Genomic DNA, 7,403 nt, shown 5'->3' with positions numbered 1-7,403 from the left:
TCCGCGAGGGCGGGACCCGCCGAAACAGTGACCGCGCCGAGAGCGAGGGCACCGGCGACGACGGCGCGCCGCACGGTGCGCTTGGAAATCTGAGACGCCACGAGGGGGTTGCTCCATTTCTTCCGTTCGTCCGCCGACCGAGTTAGCTGACGGGTTCGGGCTGGGAAGATCAGCCCTACCCCTTCGTCCCGCTGGCGCGGTCGGAGGGGATTCACCCCAGAGGACAACGTGGGTCCCCGGCTCGGGCACCCGCTGCGGGTGCGCCGATTAGGCGGTGACCGAGCGGCGTCTCCCCTCTGGTGGTTCGACATCCTCACCGCTTGGTCTCGAAAAGATTACGAAATCGCATCGGAGGATGTCGACCGTCCGCGCCGGAGACGCCGCGGATTGACGGGTATGTCCGATTCGGGTCCCACGACCCGGCCCGTTCGATCACGGAAACATAACGGTCGGTTCGGGACGCGGCAGGCCCGCGGCCGCTCCGGGCGCCTCCGGCGGCCTGCGCCCGGAACCCGTCGCGTTGTCGCAGGTCGAACCGGCGATCGCGAGCGCATCGACGAAGCGAGAAGCCGCCGACCGAGGCGGCGCCTGCCCTCCGGTCGCGGTATCGATACCCTCTCGCGCCGCCGCCCACACCCACACGGCCGACCGAAGATGTGATCCTCGTCTCCCCGGACCGTTCCGGGTGTCTCCGCCCCGTCCCCGGGGTGTCGGACCCGCCCCCTACCCTGGCGTCGTGACCGTGCCCCACCGAACCGAGCCCGCCGTCGGGGTGCAGCTCGGTTTCGACGAATTGGACACGCCGCTGCGGGAGACCACCTTCGTCGTCGTCGATCTCGAGACCACCGGCGGCAGCTCCACGGACGACGCGATCACGGAGATCGGGGCGGTCAAGATCCGCGGCGGCGAGGTGCTCGGCGAGTTCGCCACGCTCGTCGACCCGGGCCGGTCGATCCCCCCGAACATCGTGCAGCTCACCGGCATCACGACCGCCATGGTCCGTGCCGCGCCCCGGATCGAGCAGGTCCTGCCCTCGTTCCTCGAGTTCGCCGCCGGATCCGTGCTCGTCGCGCACAACGCGGGCTTCGACGTGGGATTCCTGCGGGCCGCGGCGTCCCGGTCCGAGGTCGCGTGGCCCCGCTTGCAGGTACTGTGCACGGTCAAGCTCGCGCGCCGCGTCCTCGGCCGGGACGAGGCACCGTCCGTGCGGCTGTCCGCGCTCGCCGAGCTGTTCCGGGTGTCCACCACGCCCACGCACCGCGCCCTCGACGACGCCCGGGCAACCGTCGACGTCCTGCACGCGCTCATCGACCGCGTCGGCAACCAAGGGGTACACAGCCTCACCGAACTGCGGGACTATCTGCCGGCCGTCACCGCCGAGCAACGCGCCAAACGGTCCCTCGCGGCGCACCTGCCGCGGCGGCCCGGCGTGTACCTGTTCCGCGGGCCCTCGGACGAGGTGCTGTACATCGGGACCGCGGTCGACCTGCGCCGCCGCGTGCGCAACTACTTCACCGGATCCGAGACCCGGCCCCGCCTGAAGGAGATGGTGGCACTCACCACCCGGATCGATCACGTCGAGTGCGCCCATGCCCTCGAGGCCGGGGTGCGGGAGCTGCGGCTGCTCGCCGCGCACGCCCCGCCCTACAACCGTCGCTCCAAGTTCCCCACCCGGGGCTGGTGGATCACCCTCACGGACGAGGCGTTCCCCCGGCTGTCCGTCGTCCGCACACCGACCACGGCGCCCCCGGCCCCGACGTGCGGCGGCCCGACCGACGCCGTCGGCCCGTTCTCGTCGCGGGCCGACGCCGTCGCCGTCGCCACCACCGTCGCCGAGTTCTGCCTGCTGCGGACCTGCACCCGGCGCATCCCCCGCACGAAACGGCACGGCGAGCACTGCCCTCCGGAGGCCGTGGGGGCCTGCGCCGCCGCCGCGGCCGGGCTGCAGACCCCCGTCGAGTACGCGCGGCAGGTGGACCTCGCCCGGGCGCTGCTGCGCGGGGAGGACGACGCGCCGCTGCATCGGATGCGCGAGCGCATCGACCATCTCGGCGCCGCCGAACTGTTCGAGAGCGCGGCCCGGCTGCGGGACCGGGCGGCCGACGCCGTGTTCGCGCTGCGCCGGACGCAGCGCCTGGCCGCCCTCGCGGCGGTGGACGAGCTGATCGCCGCCCGCCGACGCGCCGAAGGGGGTTGGGAGTTCGCGGTGATCCGGGCCGGCCGGCTCGCGGCAGCGGGAGTCGCTCCACGCGGCGTCCCGCCGATGCCCGTCGTCGACGCGATCGCCGCCGCGGCCGAGACCGTGCGCCCGACGACCGCGCCGCTGCGGGGTGCGCTCGTCGAGGAACTGGGACTGCTGGCCCGCTGGCTCCACGACGACGGAGTCCGCATCGTCCGGACCACCCAGGGCTGGTCCGAGCCGCTCCGCGGCGCCGGGGCGTGGGCGCAGTGGGGTGAGCTCGCCCGAACGGCACGCGCCGGGGCCGAGCCGGTCACGATCGCGCACCCCCTACGCTGAGGGCTCGCCCGCAGGTCCGTCCCCGGAAGCCGAGGAGAGCAATGATCCACGCCATCGTCCTGATCCACGCCGACGCCCACCGCATCCCGGAGACCGCCCAGGCGGTCGCGGACCTGGCCGGCGTCGACAAGGTGTACTCGTGCGCCGGCGACATCGACCTGATCGCGCTGCTGCGGGTGCGCGACCACGAGGAGATCGCCGAGGTGGTCACCCGCGGCATCAACAAACTCGACGGCGTGACCAGGACGGCGACGCACATCGCCTTCCAGTCGTACTCGAGCGCCGACGTCGAGGCCGGGTTCTCGATCGGCGAATAGGACGGACGCCCCGGCCCGTCGTCGCGCTCAGCCCGCGGCGGCGAGCCGGTTGGTCACCTCGACCCAGCGGGCGAGCACCGCAGCCGCCGCGCCCGAGTCCAGCGCCTCGGCTGCCGTCTGCATCCCCGCCGCCAGGGCACTGGCGAGCGATCCCTCGAACCCCCGGAAGGCGGCGATCGCCCCGGCGGCGTTCAGCAGGACCGCGTCGCGTACCGGCCCGTGCTCCCCTGCGAGCACCGCCCGCGCGATCACGGCGTTCTCGGCGGCGTCGCCGCCGCGCAGCGCGTCCAGCGGCACCCGGGCGACGCCGAGGTCGGTGGGATCCAGGCTCACGGTGCTCACGCTGCCGTCCCGGACGACGTACACCGTCGACGTCGTGGAGGTGGTCAGTTCGTCCAGCCCGTCGTCGCCCCGCACGACGAGCGCCGAGTTGCCCCGCTCGGCGAGGACACCGGCGACCGTGCCGATCAGCTCCGGAAAGGCACATCCGATCAGGCCGGCGCGGGGCCGGGCCGGGTTGGTCAGCGGCCCGAGCACGTTGAACACCGTCGGGATACCGATCTCCTTACGCGGTGCGGCCGCGAACCGGAGCGCCGGGTGGTAGACGGGGGCGAAACAGAACCCGATGCCGGCCTCGGCGACCGACTCCGCGACGGCCTCGGGACCGAGGCTGATGTGCACGCCGAGCGCCTCGAGCACGTCCGCGCCGCCGCTCTTCGACGAGGCCGCCCGGTTGCCGTGCTTGACGACGCGGATGCCGCACGCGGCCACCACCAGCGACGCCATGGTCGAGATGTTGACCGTGTTCGCCCGGTCCCCGCCGGTGCCCACGATGTCGACGACGTCGTCGTCCACCGGCACCAGCCGGGCGTGGCCCAGCATCGAGTCGGCGAGGCCGAGCAGCTCCTCGGGCGTCTCCCCCTTCATCTTCAGCGCGACGCCGAACGCGGCGATCTGCGCGGCCGTGGCGTTGTCGGACATGATCTCGTCCATCGCCCACTGGGCCTCCGCACGCGCGAGGTCGCGTCCGGCGGTGAGCCCACCGAGGACCGCCGGCCAGCTCCGGGCCACCGCATCCGCCTGTCGTCCAGCGTTCATCGCACCTGCCCTCGCCGCATCTCGCTCCTCGGTGCGCCGCCGTCGTCGGCGGCGCATGCCGGAAGAGCTTAGCCAGGGCCGATCTCCGGCTGCAGGGCGTCCCACCCGAGCGCGGTACCGCCGAGCCGTTGCGCCAGACCGGCCATCCGCGACCGCTCCTGCGAACAGTGCAGCGCATCGAGCACCTGCACCCGCTGCAGCAGGACGGCCTGGAGGCCGGGCCCGGCCGGGTTCGCCGGCTGCGCCGGGGCGTACCCGTCCTGCGCGGCCAGGGCGATCGCCCGCTCCACGGAATCGGCCGGCAGCTCGAGATGGTGCCGCAGGACGGCCTCCGACTCCGGCGACCAGGCCGGTTCGGTCGCCGCGCCCCGCTCGAGGGCGGTCGAACAGGCCTCGACGTCGTCGAAGGACGAGACCACCACCACCAGGTCCGGCCGTGCCGGATCCAGGGGCTCCGGACCCCTGCGCGAGAACGCTCGCCGGACCCGGCCCCACACCCCTCCGCCACTGCTCATCGCACCACGATCCCACGCGCCACGGGCAGTGCACGACCGCCCCCGGAAAACGCGATCGCACGGCGCCCACCAGCGAAGACGCGCCGATTTCGGCCCCGATTGCCCACGAGTTACTACGAGCAGTCATACTTGCGAACGTGACGAGCGCAGTAGGGACTTCAGGAACTGCAATCACCCAGCGCGTGCACTCGCTGAACCGGCCCAATCTGGTCAGCGTCGGCACCATCGTGTGGTTGTCCAGTGAGCTCATGTTTTTCGCAGGGCTCTTCGCCATGTACTTCGTGGCGCGGGCGCAGGCCGACGGCAACTGGCCGCCGGAGCCTGTCCACCTCAATCTGGCGTTGGCGGTGCCGGTCACCCTCGTGCTGATCGCCTCCTCCTTCACCTGCCAGATGGGTGTGTTCGCAGCCGAACGTGGCGACGTGTTCGGCCTCCGGCGGTGGTACATCATCACCCTCGCCATGGGCACGTTCTTCGTGCTCGGCCAGGGCTTCGAGTACACCCAGCTGGTCGGCGAGGGCGTGACGATCTCGAGCATGGTGTGGGGTTCGGTCTTCTACATCACGACCGGCTTCCACGGCCTGCACGTCATCGGCGGCCTCGTCGCCTTCGTGTTCCTCCTCGTGCGCACGAGGGTCAGCAAGTTCACGCCGGCGCAGGCCACCGCGGCGATCGTCGTCTCCTACTACTGGCACTTCGTCGACATCGTGTGGATCGCGCTGTTTGCCACGATTTATTTCATCCGTTAGCCAGCTGAACGCCCAGGCAGCCCCCTGACGTCCAGTCCGTCCCGACATACCAAAGGGATACAGATGAGTTCATCCCCACCTCTCGCTTCCGAGGGTGACATGCCCGGTCAGTCCGCGGCCGCGTCCGCCAAGTCCCGCCGTCAGCGCAAGCTGCGCCGCCGCGTCACCGGTGCGCTGGTGCTCGCCCTCGGCCTGCTCAGCGCCGGCTTCCTCGCCTCCGCGCTGACTCCCGCGCCGCAGGTGGCGACGGCGAACGAGGACCAGTCGGCCCTGATCCGCGAAGGCAAGCAGCTCTACGAGACCTCCTGCGTCACGTGCCACGGCGCCAACCTGCAGGGTGTGCAGGACCGCGGCCCCAGCCTGATCGGTGTCGGCGAGGCGGCCGTGTACTTCCAGGTCTCCACCGGCCGCATGCCGATGATGCGCAACGAGGCCCAGGCCGTGCGCAAGACGCCGAAGTTCGACGCGGCCCAGACGGACGCCCTCGGCGCGTACATCCAGGCCAACGGCGGCGGCCCGACGCTCATCCGTGACGAGAACGGCGAGATCGCCCAGTCCTCGCTGCGCGGCAACGACGTTGCCCGCGGCAGCGAGCTGTTCCGCCAGAACTGCGCCTCATGCCACAACTTCACCGGCCGCGGCGGCGCGCTGTCGTCCGGCAAGTTCGCGCCGGCGCTGGATCCGGCGAACGAGCAGCAGATCTACACGGCGATGCTGACCGGCCCGCAGAACATGCCCAAGTTCTCCGATCGTCAGCTCACGCTGGAGGAGAAGGAGGACATCATCGCCTACGTCAAGGCCTCCGGCGAGACGAACAGCCCCGGCGGATACGGCCTGGGCGGTTTCGGCCCCGCCTCCGAGGGCCCGACGATGTGGGTGGTCGGGATCGTCGCCGTCGTCGGTGCGGCACTGTGGATCGGAGCAAGGTCATGAGTGGCGGCGAAACGCCGAACAAGCACACGATCGAGAACCTCGATCAGATGAGCCGCGACGATCTCGTCGCGCTCGGCACCAACCTCGACGGCGTGGACGTGGCGTTCCGCAAGGACCGCTGGCCCGTCGCGGGCACGCGCGCCGAGAAGCGCGCGGAACGGAACGTCGCCTTCTGGTTCGGGCTGGCGGGTGTGTCGGCTCTCGCGTTCATCGCGGTCTTCATCTTCTGGCCGTGGGAGTACCAGGGCCCCGGTGAGGACAACTACACGCTGTACAACCTGTACACGCCGCTGCTGGGCCTGACCCTGGGTCTGGCCATCCTCGGCGTCGGCGTCGGCGCGGTGCAGTTCACCAAGAAGTTCATCCCGGAAGAGGTGTCGATCCAGGATCGGCACGACGGAGTCTCTTCGGAGGTCGATCGGCGGACGATCGTCGCCGAGCTCTCCGACTCGCTGGACACCTCCACGCTGCCGCGTCGCAAGCTGATCAAGCGCACGGCACTGTTCGGTGGCGGCGCGCTCGGCCTCGGCCTGATCATGCCGCTCGGCGGCCTGATCAAGAACCCCTGGGCCGAGGGCGACGAGTCGCCGCTGTGGGTCTCGGGCTGGACGCCCCGGTACCCGGGCGAGACGATCTACCTGCGTCGCGACACCGGACGCCCGAACGACATCGTCCTGGTCCGCCCGGAGGACCTCGATGCCGGCGGCATGGAGACCGTGTTCCCCTTCCGCGAGTCGGACCGCGGTGACGAGCACGCCCTCCTCGAGGGCCTGCGCGGCATCCGCAACGCCGTCATGCTGATCCGCCTCCGGACCGAGGACACGGCGAGGGCGATCAAGCGCAAGGGTCAGGAGAGCTTCAACTACGGCGACTACTTCGCCTACTCGAAGATCTGCACCCACCTGGGCTGCCCGACGTCGTTGTACGAACAGCAGACCAACCGCATCCTGTGCCCCTGCCACCAGTCGCAGTTCAATGCCCTGGAGTACGGCAAGCCCCTGTTCGGTCCTGCTGCTCGCGCACTGCCGCAGTTGCCTATTACAGTGAACGAAGAGGGCTTCCTCGTCGCCAACGGTGACTTCATCGAGGCTCTCGGTCCGGCATTTTGGGAGCGTCGCCCGTGAGTACTGCAACACCGTCCCGCGCCGCCCACGCGGCGGAGAACATCGACTCGCGCTATCACCCGGCGGCCGGGCTGCGGCGTCAGATCAACAAGGTGTTCCCCACCCACTGGTCCTTCCTCCTGGGTGAGATCGCCCTGTACAGCTTCGTG

General features: G+C 70.8%; 7 protein-coding genes, 1 pseudogene and 1 riboswitch. Of the genes and pseudogenes, 5 read left to right on the top strand and 3 right to left on the bottom strand.

Translation table 11 applies throughout. The annotated features are described in order from the left end of the window. Window positions 1-101, bottom strand: a pseudogene (locus tag CQZ88_RS30515) (hydrolase); the annotation flags it as partial. A gap of 14 nt (window positions 102-115) precedes the next feature. Continuing rightward, window positions 116-284: riboswitch (cyclic di-AMP (ydaO/yuaA leader) on the bottom strand. 452 nt (window positions 285-736) lie between these two features. On the opposite strand from CQZ88_RS30515, the gene CQZ88_RS05765 reads away from it, so the two are divergent. Continuing rightward, on the top strand, window positions 737-2,518 hold the full coding sequence (locus tag CQZ88_RS05765) for a DEDD exonuclease domain-containing protein (protein WP_029544223.1): 1,782 nt from the start codon (window positions 737-739) through the stop codon (window positions 2,516-2,518). Window positions 2,519-2,559: 41 nt separating this feature from the next. After that, window positions 2,560-2,835, top strand: coding sequence for an Lrp/AsnC family transcriptional regulator (locus CQZ88_RS05760; protein WP_006932084.1), 276 nt, complete (start codon window positions 2,560-2,562; stop codon window positions 2,833-2,835). 27 nt (window positions 2,836-2,862) lie between these two features. On the opposite strand, the gene trpD is transcribed toward CQZ88_RS05760, so the two are convergent. Together trpD and CQZ88_RS05750 are read right to left on the bottom strand one after the other, a co-directional pair. Next, the gene (trpD, locus tag CQZ88_RS05755; RefSeq protein WP_180986951.1) at window positions 2,863-3,933 is read right to left on the bottom strand and encodes an anthranilate phosphoribosyltransferase; all 1,071 of its coding nucleotides are present in this window, start codon (window positions 3,931-3,933) and stop codon (window positions 2,863-2,865) included. A gap of 68 nt (window positions 3,934-4,001) precedes the next feature. Further along, the gene (locus tag CQZ88_RS05750; protein WP_029544227.1) at window positions 4,002-4,448 is read right to left on the bottom strand and encodes a hypothetical protein; all 447 of its coding nucleotides are present in this window, start codon (window positions 4,446-4,448) and stop codon (window positions 4,002-4,004) included. A gap of 137 nt (window positions 4,449-4,585) precedes the next feature. Between CQZ88_RS05750 and CQZ88_RS05745 the strand changes: the two genes are divergently transcribed. From CQZ88_RS05745 to CQZ88_RS05735, 3 genes are all read left to right on the top strand, one after another. Then, entirely contained in the window at window positions 4,586-5,197 is a 612-nt protein-coding gene (locus CQZ88_RS05745; RefSeq protein WP_006932077.1) for a heme-copper oxidase subunit III, read from the top strand. A 63-nt stretch (window positions 5,198-5,260) separates the two neighbouring features. Further along, the gene (locus CQZ88_RS05740; protein WP_006932071.1) at window positions 5,261-6,130 is read left to right on the top strand and encodes a c-type cytochrome; all 870 of its coding nucleotides are present in this window, start codon (window positions 5,261-5,263) and stop codon (window positions 6,128-6,130) included. Then, on the top strand, window positions 6,127-7,254 hold the full coding sequence (locus CQZ88_RS05735) for a ubiquinol-cytochrome c reductase iron-sulfur subunit (protein WP_029544230.1): 1,128 nt from the start codon (window positions 6,127-6,129) through the stop codon (window positions 7,252-7,254). The genes CQZ88_RS05740 and CQZ88_RS05735 overlap by 4 nt, the downstream gene beginning before the upstream one ends. The last annotated feature ends 149 nt before the right edge of the window (window positions 7,255-7,403 follow it).

Source organism: Rhodococcus sp. ENV425 (assembly GCF_002887785.1).
In the GTDB taxonomy this organism is placed as follows: Bacteria; Actinomycetota; Actinomycetes; order Mycobacteriales; family Mycobacteriaceae; genus Rhodococcus; species Rhodococcus aetherivorans.
This window is presented reverse-complemented; position numbering and strand designations above follow the sequence as displayed.